General features: G+C 61.4%; 22 protein-coding genes. 16 read left to right on the plus strand and 6 right to left on the minus strand.

The window, feature by feature from the left end:
* Positions 1-40: 40 nt before the first annotated feature.
* The gene (locus tag LPB73_RS08000; RefSeq protein ID WP_231080239.1) at positions 41-430 is read left to right on the plus strand and encodes a c-type cytochrome; all 390 of its coding nucleotides are present in this window, start codon (positions 41-43) and stop codon (positions 428-430) included.
* A 14-nt stretch (positions 431-444) separates the two neighbouring features.
* Here LPB73_RS08000 and LPB73_RS08005 read toward each other — a convergent pair whose 3' ends face one another.
* Positions 445-2412, minus strand: coding sequence for a methyl-accepting chemotaxis protein (locus tag LPB73_RS08005; protein WP_231080240.1), 1968 nt, complete (start codon positions 2410-2412; stop codon positions 445-447).
* A 912-nt stretch (positions 2413-3324) separates the two neighbouring features.
* Between LPB73_RS08005 and LPB73_RS08010 the strand changes: the two genes are divergently transcribed.
* Together LPB73_RS08010 and LPB73_RS08015 are read left to right on the plus strand one after the other, a co-directional pair.
* Entirely contained in the window at positions 3325-3780 is a 456-nt protein-coding gene (locus LPB73_RS08010) for a type II 3-dehydroquinate dehydratase (RefSeq protein WP_089264774.1), read from the plus strand.
* Positions 3777-4706, plus strand: coding sequence for a 2-hydroxyacid dehydrogenase (locus LPB73_RS08015; RefSeq protein ID WP_231080241.1), 930 nt, complete (start codon positions 3777-3779; stop codon positions 4704-4706). Before LPB73_RS08010 ends, LPB73_RS08015 begins: the two co-directional genes overlap by 4 nt.
* On the opposite strand, the gene LPB73_RS08020 is transcribed toward LPB73_RS08015, so the two are convergent.
* On the minus strand, positions 4674-5621 hold the full coding sequence (locus LPB73_RS08020; protein ID WP_068732018.1) for a LysR family transcriptional regulator: 948 nt from the start codon (positions 5619-5621) through the stop codon (positions 4674-4676). The two genes, LPB73_RS08015 and LPB73_RS08020, sit on opposite strands and share 33 nt — an antisense overlap.
* A 91-nt stretch (positions 5622-5712) precedes the next feature.
* On the opposite strand from LPB73_RS08020, the gene LPB73_RS08025 reads away from it, so the two are divergent.
* The 7 genes from LPB73_RS08025 to LPB73_RS08055 all read left to right on the plus strand — a co-directional run bounded on the left by LPB73_RS08025 (position 5713) and on the right by LPB73_RS08055 (position 12185).
* Entirely contained in the window at positions 5713-7173 is a 1461-nt protein-coding gene (locus tag LPB73_RS08025) for a 4-hydroxyphenylacetate 3-hydroxylase family protein (protein ID WP_089264772.1), read from the plus strand.
* Positions 7170-7673 (plus strand): flavin reductase family protein, encoded by a 504-nt coding sequence (locus tag LPB73_RS08030; RefSeq protein WP_231080242.1) that lies wholly within the window; start codon positions 7170-7172, stop codon positions 7671-7673. The genes LPB73_RS08025 and LPB73_RS08030 overlap by 4 nt, the downstream gene beginning before the upstream one ends.
* 11 nt (positions 7674-7684) lie before the next feature.
* Positions 7685-8095: a RidA family protein gene (locus LPB73_RS08035; RefSeq protein WP_231080243.1), complete on the plus strand. Its 411-nt coding sequence runs from the start codon at positions 7685-7687 to the stop codon at positions 8093-8095.
* 175 nt (positions 8096-8270) lie between these two features.
* Positions 8271-9308, plus strand: a complete 1038-nt coding sequence (locus tag LPB73_RS08040) for an ABC transporter substrate-binding protein (RefSeq protein WP_116661736.1) — start codon at positions 8271-8273, stop codon at positions 9306-9308.
* A 78-nt stretch (positions 9309-9386) separates the two neighbouring features.
* Positions 9387-10241: an ABC transporter permease gene (locus tag LPB73_RS08045; RefSeq protein WP_093762116.1), complete on the plus strand. Its 855-nt coding sequence runs from the start codon at positions 9387-9389 to the stop codon at positions 10239-10241.
* On the plus strand, positions 10238-11053 hold the full coding sequence (locus LPB73_RS08050; RefSeq protein WP_089264767.1) for an ABC transporter permease: 816 nt from the start codon (positions 10238-10240) through the stop codon (positions 11051-11053). Before LPB73_RS08045 ends, LPB73_RS08050 begins: the two co-directional genes overlap by 4 nt.
* Positions 11037-12185 (plus strand): ABC transporter ATP-binding protein, encoded by a 1149-nt coding sequence (locus LPB73_RS08055; protein ID WP_231080244.1) that lies wholly within the window; start codon positions 11037-11039, stop codon positions 12183-12185. Before LPB73_RS08050 ends, LPB73_RS08055 begins: the two co-directional genes overlap by 17 nt.
* Positions 12186-12196: 11 nt before the next feature.
* On the opposite strand, the gene LPB73_RS08060 is transcribed toward LPB73_RS08055, so the two are convergent.
* Complete coding sequence (locus tag LPB73_RS08060) at positions 12197-12850, minus strand: DUF1028 domain-containing protein (protein ID WP_231080245.1); 654 nt, start codon at positions 12848-12850, stop codon at positions 12197-12199.
* Positions 12851-12889: 39 nt separating this feature from the next.
* Here LPB73_RS08060 and argE point away from each other — a divergent pair, with 39 nt between their 5' ends.
* The 4 genes from argE to LPB73_RS08080 are packed head-to-tail and all read left to right on the plus strand — an operon-like array spanning position 12890 to position 16166.
* Positions 12890-14068, plus strand: coding sequence for an acetylornithine deacetylase (gene argE / locus LPB73_RS08065; protein ID WP_231080246.1), 1179 nt, complete (start codon positions 12890-12892; stop codon positions 14066-14068).
* Positions 14065-15075 (plus strand): NAD(P)H-quinone oxidoreductase, encoded by a 1011-nt coding sequence (locus tag LPB73_RS08070; RefSeq protein WP_231080247.1) that lies wholly within the window; start codon positions 14065-14067, stop codon positions 15073-15075. The genes argE and LPB73_RS08070 overlap by 4 nt, the downstream gene beginning before the upstream one ends.
* A gap of 48 nt (positions 15076-15123) precedes the next feature.
* Positions 15124-15549, plus strand: coding sequence for a GlcG/HbpS family heme-binding protein (locus LPB73_RS08075; protein WP_231080248.1), 426 nt, complete (start codon positions 15124-15126; stop codon positions 15547-15549).
* A gap of 8 nt (positions 15550-15557) precedes the next feature.
* A complete protein-coding gene (locus LPB73_RS08080) occupies positions 15558-16166 on the plus strand; it encodes a glutathione S-transferase (RefSeq protein ID WP_231081105.1) in 609 nt (202 codons plus the stop codon).
* Positions 16167-16174: 8 nt separating this feature from the next.
* Here the strand turns inward: LPB73_RS08080 and LPB73_RS08085 are convergent, their stop codons facing one another.
* A complete protein-coding gene (locus LPB73_RS08085) occupies positions 16175-16447 on the minus strand; it encodes a hypothetical protein (RefSeq protein WP_231080249.1) in 273 nt (90 codons plus the stop codon).
* 73 nt (positions 16448-16520) lie between these two features.
* Positions 16521-17666 (minus strand): GGDEF domain-containing protein, encoded by a 1146-nt coding sequence (locus LPB73_RS08090; RefSeq protein WP_231080250.1) that lies wholly within the window; start codon positions 17664-17666, stop codon positions 16521-16523.
* Between the two features lie 220 nt (positions 17667-17886).
* On the opposite strand from LPB73_RS08090, the gene LPB73_RS08095 reads away from it, so the two are divergent.
* Both LPB73_RS08095 and LPB73_RS08100 read left to right on the plus strand, forming a co-directional pair.
* Entirely contained in the window at positions 17887-18135 is a 249-nt protein-coding gene (locus LPB73_RS08095) for a hypothetical protein (protein ID WP_089264761.1), read from the plus strand.
* Between the two features lie 171 nt (positions 18136-18306).
* Complete coding sequence (locus LPB73_RS08100; protein ID WP_231080251.1) at positions 18307-18576, plus strand: hypothetical protein; 270 nt, start codon at positions 18307-18309, stop codon at positions 18574-18576.
* A gap of 8 nt (positions 18577-18584) precedes the next feature.
* Here LPB73_RS08100 and LPB73_RS08105 read toward each other — a convergent pair whose 3' ends face one another.
* Entirely contained in the window at positions 18585-18998 is a 414-nt protein-coding gene (locus LPB73_RS08105) for a hypothetical protein (RefSeq protein ID WP_120293092.1), read from the minus strand.
* Positions 18999-19154 lie beyond the last annotated feature (156 nt).

Below are 19154 nucleotides of genomic sequence, written 5' to 3' on the forward strand. Positions count from 1 at the left end.
CACACGCCATAACAATCACTCCATTTGAGGTTTGATCAGGATGACGCTTCGCTTTTCGCTGCTCGCTTTGTCACTCGCACTGATGATGACCGATGCCATGGCGCAGGATGTTGCAGCCGGGGAGAAGTCCTTCAACAAGTGCCGCGCCTGTCATCAGGTCGGCGAGACCGCGAAGAACACCGTGGGGCCGATCCTGAACGGTCTATTCGGGCGCAAGTCCGGCACTGTCGCGGGCTATAATTATTCCGACGCCAACAAGAATTCCGGCCTGACCTGGGATGATCAGGTGTTCACCGACTATATCAAGGACCCGAAGGGCAAGATCCCCGGCACCAAGATGAGCTTTGCCGGCATCAAGAACGAGCAGGAGATCAAGGATCTCACCGCGTTCCTGAAGCAGTTCGCCGTCGACGGCAAGAAGGGCGGCTAAAGCGCCGTCGCTTCTTAAGCGGCCCTGATGCTCGCCAGGAAGCGGTCGACTTCGTTGCGCAGCACTTCCGATTGCGATGCGAGTTTTGTTGCCGAGCCCAGCACCTCCTGCGCCGCAGAGCCGGTCGTGGAGATGCCCGACGTCACGCTGGAGATGTTGCGAGACACGTCGTCGGTACGCGCCGCTGCTTGATTGACATTGCGGGCAATCTCCTGGGTTGCAGCACCCTGTTCTTCAATAGCTTCGGCAATAGCCGACGAGATCTTGTCGACCTCGTCGATGGTGGCGCAGACCGCCTGGATCTCCTCCACCGCGGCGTTGGTCTCGCCCTGGATTGACGCGATCTGGGCGCGGATTTCCTCGGTGGCCTTGGCGGTCTGGGTCGCCAGCGATTTGACTTCACCCGCCACGACCGCAAATCCCTTGCCAGCCTCGCCGGCGCGCGCCGACTCGATGGTGGCATTCAGCGCCAGGAGATTGGTCTGGCTGGCGATGTGATTGATCAAGGCGACGACCTCGCCGATCTTCTGGGCCGCTGCGGCCAGACTCTGCATGCGCGCATTGGAGCGCCGTCCGCTGTCGGCGGCCTTTCCGACCGCAGCGGAAGATTGCGCCAGTTGCCGGTTGATCTCGCCGATCGAGGACGACAGCTCTTCCGACGCTGCAGCGACGGTCTGCACATTGTCGGTCGCCGACAATGACGCATCGGAAACTTCGTTGGACTGGATTCGGCACTGTTCGACCACTGACGACATCGACTGCGCCGTGTTCTGCATGTCTGCCGCAGCCGATGAGACGTGGTCGACGACCTTGCGGACATTGCCCTCGAAGCTGTCGGCGAGCGAGGCGAAGATCGCACGTTTTTCCTGCTCGGCGCGTGCAGCGCTCGCATCCTGGTCGGCCTGAAAGTGACTGACCCGGATTGCGTTCTGCTTGAAGACCTCGACCGCCTGCGCCATCTGGCCGACTTCGTCCTTGCCGCGATGTTGCGGCAGGGCGACCGACAGATTTCCTTCGGCGAGTTCGCGCATCGCCTGCGTGATGGCAAGAATTGGTCGCGAAATGCCGCGGGCAATCAGAAGGCCCCCGGCGGCAGCTAGCACCAGACAGATCGCTGCGATACTGGCGGCCAGCAGACGCGCGTGCGCGATGGACGCCGCATATTCGCTGTTGTCCATGACGATCTCGACGGCGCCGATGGATTGACCGGAGAAGTCCTTGATTGGTCCCAGCAGGGCGACCACGGGTGTCGTCTTCATCTCGCCCTGCCGGACGATGAAACTGCCGTTCGTGGCGTTGCGATAGGCGTCGGCATCGAAGAAACTCGTGCTGCCCAGCGTACCGCCGAAGGTTTTGAAGCCGTCATTCCCTGCGAGATAGAACGCGACGTCGACGCTGCGCGCGCGCTTGAACTCGTCGAAGAAGCCCTGTCCGAACGTCAACCCGAACTCGACAGTGCCGAGATGTTTGCCTTTTTGTGCAACCGGCACGACGCCTCGAATGCCGAGGCCGGCGACGCCGCCTTCCAGGCCGACAACGGGTTTCATTGTCGAATTGGCCACGACCACGGTCTTGCGGAAGCCGGTCAGATCATCGCCGAACTTGGCAGGCTGATGCACCCGGAACTGGGACAATCCCGATGGCGTATGGAACTGAAATTGGTCGACGCCGTAGTCCGACTTGAGCTGGGCGAAGCCCGGTCCGAACAACTGCAACAGCGCGTCACGATCGTTACGTGCGACCGCGTCCTGCACCGCCGGAATGGTTGCTACCACGGCGCTCATGGCCGCCGCCCGGCGGGATTCCTGCATCAATCGCGACTGCAGGGCATCGTAGTTGCTTTGCAGTTCACTGCGATCGGCCCGATCGACGATGCCACCGATGATCCACATGGCCCCGAAAAGCACGGCGAGGGCGGTTGCTGCCGCAGACACTGCAAGTGCTGCTGTAATGCGGGCCTTCAGGCTCAGATTTGCAAGCATGTCTTGTTCCGTCTGGCGGCGTCGCGCCGAACTACTCAACTTCTGACGAGTCTTTGATCAACTGTAGATTGAATAGGTTAAAATACAGTCGAGCGGTCAGATGCTTGCAGATTCGTCGCGGCGACCCGCGCAAAGGGGCCGCTTACGGCGATGGCAACGGCGTTCCACCCTCGCGCAGTCAGACGACGAGCGTGATCGAAAAGGCCAAGCAGCTATAATTTGAACGGTGCCGCTCAGTGCCGCGGTATGCTGGATGATGAATAGAATGCAGGCCACTGGAGGAGGCGCGCTGCCACGTTAGTTTACATCCGCCGTCGCTCTCTTAGTACTGCTGTTGGCACAACTCTTGCTCGCCGCAATAAAGAGATCGGGCAGTAGCGGGAGTGAATCTTGAAAAACGTGTTGACCCAAAGAGCGAGAAATTGGGGTGTGAACATCTGGCGCGAAATCAGGGATTCCTTGAAACACGCGCCAATGCACTAGAGCCTTTTCGGTTCTGATCGAAGCAGAACCGAGTTCGCTCGAAAACGCTCTAGCCGGATGCCGACCGGGCACCGCATGTCATCCGGACCGATTTTTTCGGCCGGTTTTCTTCAATTGATCGGCTTGCATATTTTTACCGGGCGACGAACGGCGCCGCTTCCGGGCTTTTCACCTACGGCAAGAGCAACCTCTGAACCATACTGAAATCCGTCGAACCGCATAGGTTCTTTTGATTTCTGCAATGAGGCAGGTCTCTCTAAGGTTCAATTTGCGGGTGCGCTGCATCGATGCGTAGCTGCAAGCGCCCTGTTGGCGAAGGGTTGAGCATCTGGGATCACCCGACGTCGCTCGTTCGTTGGTATTTTCTCCCGGTTCGGTCTTGCCTCTCAAGAATACCCGATTGCCCTCCAGACACATGAAAGCGCGGCCATGAGTTCTCCCACCGTCTATTTCCTCAATGGTCCCAATGCCAATCTTTATGGGCTGGACAAAAGCGGCACCTATGGCCGCGAAAGTTTCGTCTCGATCAAGAAGCGTTGCGAAGACCATGCAGTTTCGCTCGGCTTGACGGTCGACTTCCGCCAATCCAACCACGAAGGCGTTCTGGTTGACTGGATTCAGGAGGCGAGGGAGAGGGCCGAGGGGATCGTCATCAATGCCGCCGGTCTCACTTACTCGTCGGTACCCATCCTCGATGCGTTGCTCGCTTTCGAGGGCCCGATCATCGAGGCGCATATGAGCAATATCTGGAAGCGAGAGCCGTTTCGCCATCACTCCTATGTGTCGCGTGCTGCAACGGGAGTCATCGCCGGGCTCGGCGCGCTGGGCTATGAGCTGGCATTGACGGCGGTATCGCGCCTGATCGCCGAAAAGGCCGCGCAATGACATCGGAGGTGATGGCGTTCTACAGCGTCCTCGATGACTTCAAAACGTGGCGTGCGGCGCTGGCCGCGGAGGGGATCAATCTTCGTCAGGCTGACGATATCACTGACCCCGCCAGCGTACGGCAGGCACTTGTCTGGAAGCCGCCGCATGGCTTCTTTGCGCGCTATCCGAATCTTGGTCTCGTCGTCAATCTTGGCGCCGGCGTTGACGCGCTGGTCGGGCGTGACGACCTGCCGGAGGTTCCGATTACGCGCCTGTCCGATCCGAAGATGGCGCGGATGATGGCTGGCTATGTGTTGTTCGCAGTGATGCGTCATGCGCGCGACATCCCCGCGTTCGAGCGGGCGCAGCGTGAGCACCGCTGGCATTATATTCATCCACGCGATCCAGAGACCATCACGGTCGGCGTACTCGGCCTCGGCGAACTCGGACTGACAGCGGCGCTCGAATGCGCCCGGCAAGGCTATCGCGTGCGTGGCTGGTCCAACACGCTGAAATCGGTGGAGGGCATCGAGACATCGGCCGGCCTGTCCGCGTTGCCGGATATCCTGGGCGATAGCGACATTCTCGTCTGCATGCTGCCGCAGACGCCACAGACGCGTGGGCTGCTGAACGTCGAGCGCCTGGCGCAGATGAAGCGTGGCGCGGTCTTCGTCAATGTTTCGCGCGGCAGCATCGTCGATGAGCCGGCACTTATCGAGGCGCTGCGTTCGGGCCATATCGCGGAAGCCACGCTGGATGTGTTTGCCTCCGAGCCACTGTCGCCCGAAAGTCCGCTCTGGGCGATGGACAACGTGCTGATCACGCCGCATCTCGCATCGGTGGCGCTGCCGGGTTCCGCGGCACAGCAGATCGGCGAGAATGTACGCCGGCTGCGGTCCGGGCAGGAGCTGCTAAGCCGCGTCGATCCGCGCCGGGGCTATTGAGCCCGGCGCGAATTGGCCGCCAACGGCAAAGGCGTCGCGCGCGTAGTCGGCGAATGTCTGCACCGCCGGGCGCAGCGCGTGGCGTTTCAGACGCAGCGCCATCACATGCGTGGCCGGAAGCTTTTCGGTGATGGGCACCACAGCAACGCGGCTGCCGTCATAGCCGATGGTGGTGCGCGGTACGGCATTGTGGATCGAATATCCCTGACCATTTCCGATCAGCCCGCGGATCAGCTCGAATGACCGGGTCCGGAAGGAAATGCGCGGCTCGATACCGGATGCCGTAAACAGGCTGGCGAAGTAGTCGCGCGAATGCGGCAGATCCAGCAGGATGAACGGCTCGTCGCGCATTTCGGTCAGGCTGATCGACGACCTGTTTGCCAAAGGGTGATCCGCCGACAGCACGATATAGGGCGGCAGCTCGCAGAATTTCTCACCGACGATCTCGTCAGGAACAGCGAAGGAGTAGGACAGCGCGAGTTCGGTCCGTCCGGAGACCAGACCGTCGATGATTTCCTGCTGGTCGCCTTCCTCAAGTTTTACCGAGATGCCCGGCTGGCGCTCGCGAAAGCCGGACAGCAGCCCTGGCATGAAGCGCGTGGCGAGGGTCGAGAAGCTGCCGACCACGATCTCGCCGTGCAGGGTGCTGCCAAGCGACTGGGCGCTCTGGGCAAAATCGCGCGCATGCGCGAGCAGCAGTCTCGCGTCGTTTACCAACCGCTGGCCGGCGGGGGAGAGCGTTACCCCCTTGGCGAGATGGCGAATGAAGATCTGGACACCGAGTTCGGCCTCCAGCTGGCTGAGTGCGGCCGAAATCGAGGGCTGCGACACGTTCAGGCGCTTGGCGGCTTCTGTCACGCTGCCCGCATCGGCCGTCTCAACCACATAACGCAGGGCCCGGAGTGAAAACCTCATCGTGTTTTCCTATGCAACTCCAAAGATAAAAATATTTTCTTTATGATAGGCCCTTCGGCACCCTGTCGTCCAGTCGAACAGGAGCCGATCAATGATCCGCACGGGTGAAGAATACAAACAGGGCATTCGCGATGGCCGCGAGGTCTGGATCGATGGCGAGCGCGTCAAGGACGTGACCACGCACCCGGCGCTGAAGCCGATCATCGACGTCAAGGCCCGGATGTATGACATGGCGCGTGAAGAGCGTTACGCCGCCGACCTCACTTACGTTGAAGACAACGAGACACATTCGGTCTTCTACAAGCCGCCGACGGAACAGAAGGACTGGCACGACAAGATCAAGGCCGTCGATCACGTGATGAAGGATATCGGCGGCGTGGTCACCCGCGTCGGCGATGAGACCATCGGCGAGATGTGGTCGCTGACCGACGGGCGCGACGTGCTGGCCGAGATCGATCCGCGTTTCGCCGCCAATATCGATCATCACATCCGTGCCGTGATCGAGAAGGACATCTTCCACGTCTCGGCCAATACCGATCCGAAGGGTGACCGCTCTCTGCCGCCGCAGCAGCAGGATCCGGATCTCATGGTTCACGTCACGCGTGAGACCGATGCCGGCATCATCATCCGTGGAGCGAAATACGAGACCGCTGCGGCCTATGCCGATCAGGCCTATCTGAAGCCGACTGTCGGCGCCTGGGCCAATGAGAAGCTGTCCGACTACGCGGTGGGCTGCATCGTCAAGATGGGCGCGCCGGGCGTGAAACATATCTGCCGCGGCGGCTTCGCCAATCGCAGCAGCGCCAATGCCAAGGACTATCCGCTTGCAAATCGCTTCGATGAGGTCGAGGCGCTGGTGGTGTTCGACGACGTGCTGATCCCGTGGGAAGACGTGTTCTTCTATCGCCATACCCGCGCTGCGCAGTTCGTGCGTTCGACGCTGCATCGCTACTCGGCATTCCCCTACGTGCTGCGTCTCCTTTACACCGCCGACATGATGATCGGCGCGGCGATGTGGAACGCCAAGCAGACCGGTCTCGACAAGCTGCAGTCGGTGCGTGAGAAGCTGGCCGATCTGGTCTGCTACCGCGAAGGCATTAATGCGCATCTCACCGCCTCGATCGCCATGGCGGAGAAGAGCCCGGGCGGCCTTCTGATGCCGCAGCAGTCGATGCTCTATGCCGGCCGCGTGTTCGCCTGTTCGCAGCTTCCGGCGATGATGCATATCGCCCGCGAGCTGTGCGGCGGCCAGATCTGCATCACCCCGAATGCCGATGCGTTCGAGGCCGAGGGATCAGGCAAGTGGCTCAACAAGTTCTATTCCCTGAACGACCAGTGGCAGGCCGACGATCGCCGCAAGCTGCTCGCTTTTGCGCGCGATCTCTTGAACTCCGACTATGCCGGTCATCGCCTGACCTTCGTGCAATTCGCACAGGCGCCGCACTTCAATCATCTGGCGGCGGTCTATAACAGCTTCGACTTTGCCGGGCCGCTGGATTTCGTGAAGAAGTCGGCCGGGCTGTCCGACCGTATCGACGGGGTGAAATCATGAGCGCAGCGGCGCATCCCTTGGTCGAGGTCGATATCTTCCGCGACGCCATGCGGATGACGGCCTCGGGCGTGGCAGTGGTGACAACGGATGGCGAAGCGGGACGTGCAGGCGTCACGGTGTCGTCGCTGTGCTCGCTGTCGATGGAGCCGCCGTCGGTGGTGTTCAGCGTTCACCGCGACAATCGCGGTCTCGAAAAGCTGCTCGCCAATGGCGTGTTCGTCGCCAATGTGCTGTCCGACGCGCAGGAGCGTGTCGCCAGCAGCTTTGCGGGACTGATCCCTGAGCTGCGCGACAATCGCTTTCTCGCCGGTGACTGGTCAGAACTGCTCACCGGCGCGCCTGCGCTCGATGGCGCGCTGTGCAATTTCGATTGCCGCGTCGCCAGCGTGTTCGATTTCGGCTCGCATCGCATCGTCGCGGGCGAGGTGCTGAACGTTCGCAACCAAGCTGCGCTGCCCCTGATCTTTTCCGATCGCACATTCCGTCGTCTCGCCGCCTGAGGATTTGCTCCATGACCACCCATCAGCGTTTTCGCAAGTTCAACACCAAGGAAGCCTATCCCGAGCAGTCGCTCGACAACGATGTCTGCATGGTCGTGCGCGCCAACAACACCGTTTATGTGCGCGGCCAGACGGCCATGGATCTCGACGGCAAGATCGTCGGTATCGGCGATGCCGCTGTGCAGACCGAGAATGCCATGACATGCGCCAAGGTGCTGCTTGAAGAGGCAGGCTCCAAGCTCGAGGACGTGGTGAAGATCGTCATCTACATCACCGATCGCGCCTATCGCGAGCCGGTCTATCGCGTCGTCGGCAAATGGCTGAAGGGCGTCTATCCGGTTTCGACGGGGATTATCGTTCAGGGCCTCGCCAAGCCTGAATACCTGATGGAAATCGACATCATCGCGGAAATTCCGGCGTAACGACGCGTTTTTCGCCGGCACTACAGAGATCAATCGGACGTTTGCGGCTTCATCCTTCGCATGATCGATGAGTGCGGATGCGCGCGCCCGTCCGGCGGAAATTCTTTAGGTAAATCAATCATCTGGCACGATGCTTGCTTTTCTTTCTGGGTCATAATCCTTGTGAGGTTTCGAGATGAAGCGCGCCTTGAAGTTTACTGCATTGATGTTGCTGTCGACGCTCGCGATCGGCGGGCAGGCATCCGCCCAGGAGAAGCTGGTGGTCAGCACCTGGGGTGGAAGTTTCCGCGATCTGATCGATGAAGCGATCGCCAAGAAATTCACCGCCGACACCGGCGTGAAGGTCGAATACATCACCGGCGGCACGATCGACCGCCTCAATCAGGCCAAGCTCGCTGCTGCCAAGCCCGAGAGCGACGTTACCTTCACGACGGCCCATGTCGGCTGGCTCTATGCCAACGACAATCTGTTCGAGAAGCTCGACATGGCGAAGATCCCGAACGCCAGCCATCTGGTCGAACAGGCCAAGATCAGCCCGTATCACATCGGCTCGTGGGCCTATGTCTACACCATCGGCTATCTGCCCGATCAGTTGCCGAAGGGCGTGAGCTTCGAAAGCTGGGAAGGCCTGTGGAATCCCGCGCTCAAGGGCATGATCTCGTCGCCCGATTTCGATCCGAGCCATGTGATGGTCGTTGCGGCCAAGTTGTCCGGCGGCGATGCGTCGAATTGGGAAGTCGGCGAAGCCAAGATGAAGGCGCTGAAGCCGAACTACAAGGCGTTCTACACCAACGATGCCAACAGCCAGCAACTGTTCGCGACGGGTGAAACTCCGGTGCAGGTCGTGCTGTCGATGAACGCCTATTACATGCAGGCCCAGGGCGTGCCGATCAAACTGGCGATTCCGAAGGAAGGCGCCGTGCTCGGCGTCGACACGATGGGCATCACCAAGGGCTCGACCAAGGCGGAGCTGGCCTACAAGTTCATCAACACCGCGCTCGATCCCGAAGTGCAGGCGAAGATCGCCGAACTGAAGAAGGGCAGCCCGGTGGTGGACAACGCCAAGGTCAAGCCCGAGATCGCAGCACTGCCGGGCGTGTTCACGACCGCGGATCAATGGGCGAAGCAGACGCTGGTGATCGACGCCAAGCTGCGTGCCGAGAAGACCGGCACCTGGCGCAAGTGGTTCACCGAGAACATCATGGCTCCGTAAAAGAGTTCTAGTCGCGATCCGGCTGCTACCGCCGGATCGCGGTCCATGACGTCACGTTCGCCCACTTCGAGTTTGTCCATGAACACACGTCCATTTCTGGGATGGTTTGTCTCGCCGGCCGGCCTCGTTGCTGTGGGGCTGATCGCGGCGATGCTGGCTGTGTTTCAGTACAGCGTGCGGGCCTATATTCCAGGCACGCTCGAAGTCGGTGGCTTCACCTGGGCCAATTTCGAAGCCATGCTGCGGCCGCTTTACGCACTGGCATTCTGGAATACGGTGCTGATCTGTTTCGAGACGGCGGTGTTCACGCTGCTGCTTGCCTATCCGCTAGCCTATGCGTTGACGCGCACCAACAGCTCCGCGCTGCGCTCCTTCATCCTGATCGTGTCGGTGACGCCGCTGTTTCTCGGCGAGGTGGTGCGGACCTATTCCTGGATGATCGTGCTCGGCAATAACGGATTTCTGAACACGCTGCTGCTCAAGCTCGGCCTGGTGGATCGCCCGTTGCGGATGATGTTTACCTCGGGCGGCGTGATTGCGGCCTTGGTGCATGTGACCATGCCGATCATGGTCATCATGCTGGCCGCGGCGCTGTCGCATATCGATCGCAATTACGAGAAGGCGGCCGAAAGTCTCGGCGCGGGTCCGATCCGCATCTTCATGACCATCACGCTGCCGCTGTCGATGCCCGGCATCGTTGCCGGCTTCTCAACCGCCTTTGCCTGGACCTTCAGCGCCTTTGCAACGCCGCAACTGATCGGCGGCGGCCGCGTCGCCACCGTGTCGACGCTGATCTATCAGCTTGGCTTCTCGTCGTTCAACTTTCCCTTTGCCGCCAGCCTCTCCATCATCGGCCTCGCATTGTCGTTGGCTGTGATCGCGCTGCTGAAGAAAGCCGCGAGCCCGCTCGAACGTATGGCGGGCACCACATGAAGCGCTCACCTGCAACCCTCGCGCTGCGCTGGTCGGGCCGCGTCCTCGTCGCCGCCATTCTCCTATTCGTGCTGTTGCCCGGCGTTGTCGTAGCGATCTCGGCATTCAACGATCGTGCGATCCTGCAATTTCCGCCGCAGTCATGGTCGCTGCGCTGGTTCTATCGTGCGTTTTCCTATGCCGATTTCGCGAAGGGGTTCTGGAATGGCCTGACGGTGACGGTCTGGGCATCCAGCATCGCGGTGGTCGTGGGATCGGCCTTTGCCTTTGCCATTCATCGCTATAAATTCGCGCTCAGGGATTTCCTTGAAGGCATTCTGCTGTCTCCGCTGATCATCCCGCATTACACCGTCGGTCTTGGCATTCTCATCCTCGCCTCGCAGACGGGGATTGGACGCGGCTTTCCGCTCGTCATCTTCGCCCATGTGGTGATGGTGTTGCCCTTCGTGATGCGCAGCACTTACATCTCGCTGGAAAATCTCGACACGCGCCTGGAGCTGGCCGCGTCCAGTCTCGGTGCCACGCCGCTGCGGATCCTGTTTACCGTGACGATCCCGCTGCTGATTCCGGGCTTGCTCAGCGGCTGGCTGTTCGCGGCGATCCTGTCCTTCAACGAATTCACGGCGACGTTGTTCGTCAGCAGCCAGGCCACGCAGACGCTACCGGTCGCCATGTATAATTATGTCCGCGAATTCGCGGACCCCACGCTGGCCGCGCTGTCGGTCATCTACATCGTCGTGACCGCAACCTTGCTCACGATCGCCAATTCCTTCCTGGGCCTCGGGAAAATCCTGAATGTTGATGCGCACTGATCCAATGACGGCACACACGCCAGCCGCGGCGAGCGACAAGATTCGTCCGGCGGTGCAGCTCGACGGCGTCACCAAGCGCTTCGGCGATTCCATGGCGCTGCATGAGGCCTGGCTGAAGATCCGGCCGAGCGAGTTCATGACTCTGCTGGGCCCATCGGGCTGCGGAAAGACGACGCTGCTCAATCTGGTTGCCGGCTTCCTCGAAGCCGATAATGGCGAGATCTTCATCGACGGCGATCTGGTCACGGAGACGCCCGCGCATATGCGTGAGATCGGCATCGTGTTCCAGAACTATGCGCTGTTCCCGCATATGAGCGTCGCCAAGAACGTGGCTTACGGATTGAAGACCCGTGGCGTCGACAAGAAGGAGATCGCGCGCCGCGTCGACGAGGCGCTGGCGCTGGTCAAGCTGTCAGGCTTTTCCGATCGCAAGCCCAAACAGCTGTCAGGCGGTCAGCAGCAGCGCGTCGCGCTTGCGCGGGCCCTGGTGATCAAGCCGAAGGTGCTGTTGCTCGACGAGCCGTTCTCGGCGCTCGACAAGAATCTGCGCGGCTCGATGCAGGTCGAGCTCAAGCAGATCCAGCGTGAGCTCGGCGTCACCACGATCTTCGTGACGCATGATCAGGGTGAGGCGCTGTCGATGTCGGATCGTATCGCCGTGATGTCGGCCGGGCGCATCCGCCAGATCGCGGCACCCGACGATATCTATCGCCGTCCGGCGGATCGCTTCGTCGCGTCCTTTGTCGGCGACGCCAATATCCTCAACGGGCGTCTTGTCGAGAAGCGCGAAGATGTCGCTGTCGTCTCGGTCGGCGACATCAGCGCCGAAGTTCCTGCGGCGCCGATTGCCGCGCTCTCGATCGGCGATGCCGTGGACGTCTTCGTGCGGCCGGAGCATCTCGCCGTCACGGCGCGTGGCGCTTCGGGATCACTGCCCGGCACTGTGACGACGCAGGTGTTTCAAGGCGGCCATGTCGATCTCTATATCGACGCGCCCGGCAGCGCGCGGGAGCGCATCCTGCTGCGTTCGCCCGGTATTGCAGCGCTGTCGTCCTGTCCGGTCGGAGCCGAGATCGGATTGACCATCGGCTCCGACGATATCGTGGCATTTCCGCGAGGTGAGGTGGCGTGAGGCGGCCGCGTCTAGAACGACGGCGCGGCGCCCGGATTCATCGCGCGCGCGACATAGTCCTTCTGCTGCGGTCGATAGCGCTCCCACAGCGCACGCAATTCGCCGATCGGAGCGTCGTGCCAGTCGACCCGCAGGTCGACTACCGGCCAATCAAACATGTGGGCGACATGCAGGCCCGCCGCATGTTCGTCGTCGGTCTCGCCGCCGGCGTCGAGACCGGCTTCCAGCGCCGACAGCAATCGCTCCGCCAGCGGCTGTCCGGCCGTGGCTTCGAACTTTGCGATCATCACGCTCGGGACTTTTTCATCGACCAGCAGATTGCCCATCGCGAGACAACCATGGCCCTGCGCAATGCCGACGATCGGCAGCGCCTGCGCGCCGGAATGCCACGCCACCTGGCCGTAGCGATCGATCACACCGACTTGTCGCCATGCGGGCTGCGGCGTACCGAGCGTGAGATTGTTGAGGACGGCACCCGCGCCGAGGCCCTGACGCAGCAGTGCAAGGCCGGTCGGGCCGAGTGCGGGATCGGTGACATTCTGCGACACCACCAGACCCAGAGGTCCCACCCAAGCGCAACGCGCCGGCACGGCAATGCTGGACGACGTAATGGCAATGCCGAACGCGCCGGTCTCCGGACAGCGTGCCGAGATGGAATAGGTCATCGTGATGCTCCCGCAATCGTAAAAGTATTTGGAGTATAGATGATCGATCGAATAGCTCAAATACTTTGCGAGCTGATCAGTATTGAAAGTATAAGTTCGAATTCGAACCTCGATGTCATCACCTATATCGAGAAGATACTTGCGTCGTCCGGCGTGCCCGCACGGCGCGTGCCGTCGCCTGATGGCCGCAAGGCGTCGCTGCTCGCGACTATCGGTCCCGTGGATCGTCCTGGCGTGGTCCTGTCAGCGCATACGGACGTCGTGCCGGTGGAAGGGCAGACCTGGACTGTGCCGCCATTCGCCGGCGTCATTCGCGATCAGCGCGTCTATGGTCGCGGTGCCACCGACATGAAGGGCTTTCTGGCCGTGGTGCTCGCGACCGTGCCGCGGTTGAAGGAGGCGGCAACGGCCGCGCCCGTGCATCTGGCGTTTTCCTATGACGAGGAAGTCGGATGCCGCGGCGCGCCCGATCTCGTACGGGTGCTTATGCAGTCTGTTGCACCGCCGGCACTCGCCATTGTCGGTGAGCCAACCACCATGCGCGTCGTTCGCGCGCACAAGGGCAAGGTCGCGCGGCGCCTGACCGTCACCGGTCGCACCGGCCATTCGGCGATGCCGCATCGTGCGGCCAATGCGGTCGATGCGGGCGTTGCGATCGCGCATGCGCTGCGGGGCTTCGCTGATGAGGAAGTCGCGCGCGGCGGCGATGCGGCATTCGATCCGCCATACACGACCATTCACGTCGGCTCGCTGCATGGCGGCAGCATGGTCAATCTGGTGCCGGAACGCGCCGTGCTGGAATACGAGATCCGCACCATGCCAGGCCGTGACGCCGGCGAGATTCTTGCGCGGGTCGATGAGGTGGTTGCGCGCGAGCGCGATCGGTTGCGCGCCAATGCACCGGAGGCTGACATCGTCTCCGAGGAACTGTCGGCCTATCCCGGGCTTGAGACCGCCGCCGATGCCTCCATGACGTGTCTGGTCGCAGTAATGGCAGGCGATACGCAACCGGCAACCACAGTCGCCTTTGGCACCGAGGCCGGCCTCTACGCAGAGGCGGGCATCCCGACGCTGGTCTGCGGACCCGGCGATATGGCGCGGGGGCACAAAGCCGACGAGTGGATCGGCTTCGACGAACTCGCAGCCGCAAACGTGATGATGGACAGGCTGGCGGATTTGCTGCGTCGGCCGAGTGAAGAGTGGATACGCGTATCATGAAGAACGAAGTGTCGACGATCATGTCGACTATGCAGGCGATCATCGCGACGCAAGCAGGCGGTCCTGACGTTCTGACCCAAGTCGAACGACCAGTGCCGGTGCCCGGTCCTGGCGAAGTGTTGATCGAGGTCGCAGCAGCCGGCGTCAATCGCCCTGATCTGATGCAGCGGAGCGGTGCCGTGCCGCTGCCGCCGGGTGTCACTGACGTGCTCGGGCTCGAAGTCGCTGGCCGCGTGGTCGGAGGCGACGCTGCGTTGCTGGGGCAGGCGGTGATGGCCCTGGTGAAGGGCGGCGGTTACGCGCGCTATTGCATCGCCAAGGCGTCGCATTGTCTTGCGGTGCCCGAGGGGCTGACGATGGAGCAGGCGGCGGCATTGCCCGAAGCGCTGTTCACCGTCTGGCACAATCTGTTCGAACGCGGCCGGTTGCCGAAGGGTGAGACCGTGTTGGTGCATGGCGGTGCCAGTGGCGTCGGCACCATCGCGATCCGCATGGCCATCGCTCGCGGTGCGACGGCGATCGCGACCGTGGGCAGCGATGCCAAGAAGAAGGCGGTGGAAGCGCTCGGCGCCGTCGCCATCAACTATCGTACCGACGACTTCGTTGTCGCAACGCGCGACGCCACAAGCGGGCGCGGCGTCGATGTCGTGCTCGACATCGTCGGTGGCTCCTATGTGGCGCGCAATCTCGATGCGCTGGCGCCGGGCGGACGGCATGTCAGCCTGTCCTTCATGGAAGGCGGCGTGGTGCCGATCGATCTCGGTTTGGTGATGCGGAAGGGATTATATCTGACGTCGTCGACGCTGCGGCCGAAGTCCGATGAGGAGAAGACCGCAATCGCCGCCGCGCTCCGTGCCGAGGTGCTGCCGCTGGTGGCATCCGGCGAGGTGAGGCCGCTGATCTGGCGCCAGTTGCCTCTCGGAGATGCAGCGCAAGCTCACCGCATTCTGGAAGCCAATGAAAACATCGGCAAGGTCCTGCTGCTGCCGGCTGGCGCCGCCGCATGAGCAGCGATGTCGAGCGCAAAAGCCGCATATCGATACAGGAGCAGTCCCATGGCGATGACTAAACCCTCTCTCAAGCTGACACATGAAGGCGCGCTCAAAGCGCTGGCGGGTGCCGTCGCCAAGGCGGAGGAGCTTGGCGTGGCACAGAACGTCACGATCGTCGACGACGGCGGCAATCTGCTGGCTTTCGTCCGCATGGACGGCGCCAAATTGCTGTCGCGGGAAACATCGATGTCCAAGGCTATTACGGCCGCATCGCATCGGCAGCCGACCTCTCGGCTCAATCCCGCCGACGAGATCAAGCTGGCTATCGCAGGCGGCGGCCGCCTGACCAATCTCGAAGGCGGATTGCCGATCGTGATTGCTGGCCAATGTGTCGGGGCGGTCGGCGTCGGGTCGGGCACCGGCGCGCAGGATGTCGAAGTCGCGCGTGCCGCGCTGGCCGCCATCGACGCGGAGGATCAGAAGCCATGAGCGACAGCATCGAACTGTTCTACGCGCCGACATCGCCCTATGTGCGCAAGGTGATGGCCTGTGCGATCGAGCTCGGGATCGCCGATCGTATCGTGAAGCTGCCCAGCGCCGCGCATCCGCTCAAGCGCGACGCGCGGATCGCAAGTTTCAACCCGCTCGCCAAGGTGCCGGCGGCGAAGCTGGCGGATGGTACGCTGCTGTTCGACAGCCGGGTGATTTGCGAATATCTCGACGACTTCGGACGCGGTTCGCTGTTTCCGCGCGGGCCTGAGCGCTGGAAGGTGCTCACCGAGCAGGCGCTCGGTGATGGCTTGCTCGATGCGGCGCTACTCACGCGCTATGAGAATACGTGCCGTAGCGACGAGATCAGATCGGCGGAGTGGATCGATGGTCAGATGACCAAGATCGCTGCGGCCCTAGACCAGATGGAAAACGACGTCGCAGTGTTTGGTACCCGCATCAGCATCGGCAGCCTCACCATCGCCTGTGCGCTCGGCTATCTGGATTTCCGTTTCGCATCATTCGACTGGCGCAGATCGCGCCCGGCGCTGGCCGACTGGTTCGCTGCCGTGTCGGAGCGGCCGTCACTGCGAGATACGTTTCCGGCCGAGGGGTAATTCGGTCGTCAGCTTTCAGCCTCGACCCAGTTCAGCGTCATCCGCATCGCATGGCTGTGCCGGGCTTCGATCAACCACTGTTCTTCGCGATAGCAGATCGAGCGCAGCAGGCTCTCGATGGCGAAGGAGGCGAAGAACCGCGGCGTGATTTGCTCGACCTCGATGGGGCCGAGCGGAAAAGCGACGATCGACGCCGCCTTGAGGTGGCTGTCGTTGGGAAGTGGTTCTGAGGCGCGCAGCAGATTGAGCGTCTCTATGGCAATGGTTTTCTGACCGGGCATCGGGGCATTCTGCCGAAAAACCTTACGCTGCCATCCAGTGCTTAATTTTTCGTGGAACCGGGCGTCGCGTGGCTCAGGCGGCCAGATGGAAGTCCGAAATTTGCACGCGATTCCGGCCTGCCGCCTTGGCTTGATAGAGCGCAGCATCTGCTCGGCTGAGCAACGCCTGCAATGTTTCCGGTTCAGATGACCGGATAGCGATCCCTACGCTGACCGTAGCATGGATAACACCGGCGGAGGTCGGGAAGGTCTTAGCTTCCAGCGTCGATCGAATACGCTCGGCGACAGCGGCCGCCGCTTTTGGGCTCGACGCGGCTAGGACAATGCAGAATTCCTCGCCGCCCAGACGCGCGGCAACGTCTTCGGCGCGAATGTTCGAGAAGATGACTTCGGCAAAGGCCCGCAGCACGCGGTCGCCGGCGGCGTGGCCGAACTGATCGTTGATCGTTTTGAAGTGATCGAGATCCATCACCAGAATTGCAGTGTTGGATGCTGTATCCGTTACCTTTTCGCCAAACAGCGCGCGCCGGTTGAGCAGGCCGGTCAAAGGATCGGTCATGGCATCGGATTTATGCCGGTTCGACGTCCGGATCTGGTTGATTGTCAGTGACAGTGCACCGATCCCGGTCAGACCGACGATCACCATCAGTGAATTGAACTGTTCTGCCCAATTCATCGGTCGATCGGTCAGCACGAATTGTCCGGTACGCAAGAGTTCGGCACCGCAAGCCACGAACGATGCGGCGGTGACGAGATAGAGTAGCGCATTTGCGACCATCAGCAGCGGTGCTTCGGCGCGCGCGTGCCAATATTGCGCGGCCGAGAGCGCAACGAGAAGGCCCGTGCCAAAATTCGCGGCCATCGTGCCGGTGCCGGTGTAACCAAGCGCAAAGCCGATGATCATCGGAACGAGCCCTGCAGTGGTGACGAGGGCGGCGCGGATCCAGTGAGCCTCATTCGAGCAGAATTGCGTGGTGCCCGCATAGATCACTCCGAAGCCGACAAGCAGCAATACGAATGCAGCGAGCTGTAGCCTCGAATCATACTGTTCGAAGCCTGCATAGATGATGACGGCAACGACCGTGGTCGCGAGACCGATCGACCAAGTCAGCAGATAGGTCTCGGATCGCGCGACGAGCCAGGTGGCGAGCAATGTGAGCGCGAGCGCCGCGCTCGAGAGTCCGATCGCTGCGAAGATGGAGGACTGATCTAGCAACATGATGTCCGAACGCGGTGTAATTTATTTGATGCGCAATAAGCAGCACCCACTTACCACCGATCGCGGTCGGGGCCACCCATTTTGTATGGTGAGCAAAGCGTTACCGGACCGATGGAAGGGGGTGTCCGGAGATCGTCGTAAGCCGTTTTTTGCGACGATTTGTGCCGGAACGAGACGCAGCCGTCGGCGTTTTCTTGCAGGGTGTCACAGAGGGTTGAACATGAAAAAGATTCTGGCGACGGCGGCAGCTGCACTGATGATCGCGAGTTTCACGGCGACGGCGGCGTCTGCGAAGAAAGTCCATCGTGGCTACAAAGCGCACCACGGATATTACGGGGCCTATGGCCAGATGCGAGGTCCCGCGATCTTTCGTGGCAATGCGGCGATGAGCGGCAATCACGGCAATTCTGCCTATGGCAGCAACTCGCTCGGCCATATCAAGGGCGGCAATATCGGGGGCGGCAAGTAGCGTGGCATTACATTGGGGAAGGCGAGATCGATCGTTTCAATGCGATCGATCTGGTTAACGTCTTTCTGATGGGTTGGTGGTAATTGGCTATACCGCAACTTACAGTTCAGGTTTGTCATGCTCCCGGATGGCCGTTATTCGGCGTGGTTTCGTATTCCCGAGAAGGAAGGCATGGGGATTATCACGCTCGCTGATGGTCGATTGTCGGGCGGCGATACGGTGATCGCCTATAGCGGTTCCTATATCCAGAACGGCGATGCTTTCACGGCGACGATTGCGACCCGCCGGCATGCGGACGGCCAGCCAACGATCTTCGGCATCGACGAGGTCGAGATTGATCTGGTCGGGACATCCAAGACCACGACGGCGTCCTGCAGAGGTGTCGTCAAGCAACGCCCCGGCGTGCCGTTTGAGGTCGTGCTGGTGCGCATGGAAGGCTAGCCTCCGGTCTATTCGCGCAACTCGTATTGATGTCGCAACAGCTGAACCATGTCCTGGACCCGCTGGCGCCAGGCACGCGCGTCAGGCACCGCGCCGGCGGCCGGCGTGATGCGCAACATGGCGTTCCATGGGCGCGTGCCATAGACGACCACCTCGAAGCCGGCTGTCGGACAGCCATCGATACCCCTTAGCGCGCGCAGGATCACATCCGCGATTTCCGACCGGCCAAGCGTGCGGGTGCTCTCGACCGCAAGTTGCGGCTCCAGCGATGCCGCTGGATTCTCCTCTGCGACGACCGGATCGAAACCGTCTCTGGTGTCCGCGTCTGGCTCAGGCCTGATCGGTTCGGGATCGCCTGGCCTCCTCATGAGTCGTTCGACCAGACCGAGCAGGCCTCGATCGCGTTCGGGCGTCTCTTTCACATCAACGGTCCAATATCAGCGGCGACACGTGATTTCACATCCTCCGCGGGGTGTTGTCGATGGGCTTCGCGGTCATTGCGGTGCACAAATGCGCTGCGGGTTGGCTTTGTCGCAAAAGTTTCATCCGCGGCCTATAGTGGGGCGTCACGCATTCCC

This window comes from Tardiphaga sp. 37S4 (assembly GCF_021044645.1).
Classification (GTDB): Bacteria; Pseudomonadota; Alphaproteobacteria; order Rhizobiales; family Xanthobacteraceae; genus Tardiphaga; species Tardiphaga robiniae.